This window comes from Bradyrhizobium sp. LeoB3, from assembly GCF_055456055.1.
In genome coordinates this window covers 1-796 of record NZ_JBVBEF010000331.1, presented here as the reverse complement: position 1 = coordinate 796, position 796 = coordinate 1, and the positions used below count along the sequence as shown (strand labels likewise).

Annotated in this window: 1 protein-coding gene; it reads right to left on the bottom strand. The window is 66.1% G+C overall.

From position 1 onward, the window contains the following. A partial coding sequence (locus ACZXDY_RS46170) for a M16 family metallopeptidase (RefSeq protein ID WP_464350051.1) occupies nt 1-796 on the bottom strand: 796 nt, incomplete at both ends.

The window sequence follows — 796 nt, the reverse complement described above, 5'->3', positions numbered from 1 at the left end:
CGGCTTCGCGGACCTGTTCGGCGGTGACGGCGCGGATGCGCTCGGGCCAGCTCCTGATATCGTCGACGCTCAAACCCGTGGTGAGCGCGCCGCCATACCAGCGTGCCAGCGTCGCCTGGTTATCCTGCGCGTAGATCGATTCCGCGATCAACTGGGTCTTCACGCGCTCGAGGTCCTCGGCGCGCGGCGGGTTCTGCGCGATATCGGCAATGACCTTGTCGATGGCGTCCTCGATCTGCGCGAACTCGACGCCAGGCTTCGGTGTTGCGGCGATGATGAACTGCGAGGGGTCGAGCGCGGTGCCCTGGTAATTGGCGCCGGTCGAGATCGCGAGCTGACGGTCGATCACCAGCGAGCGGTAGAGGTAGGAATTGGCGCCGCCGCCCATCAGTTGCGCGAGCACGTCGAGCGCGGGGCTTTCGCCCACCGCCGCCGTGGCGGCCGACGGGACGAGGTAATAGCGGCGCATGGTCGGCTGCTCGACGCGTGGATCGGCCAGCGTCACCGTGCGCGGCGAGACCGCCGTCGGTTCCTGCGGACGCAGCCGTTTTGCGGGGATCGAGGGTTGCGTAGGAATGTCGGCGAAATTCTTCTCCACCATCGGGCGGATCTCGCTCGCGTCGACGTCGCCGGCGATGATCAGGATCGCGTTGTTGGGCGCATAGAAGCGCTTGTAGAAGGCGAGCGCGTCCTCGCGGTCGAGCTTTTCGATTTCCTGGTGCCAGCCGATCACCGGACGGCCATAGGGATGGTTGAGATAGAGCGCCGCCATGATCTGCTCGGTGAGCCGCGCATC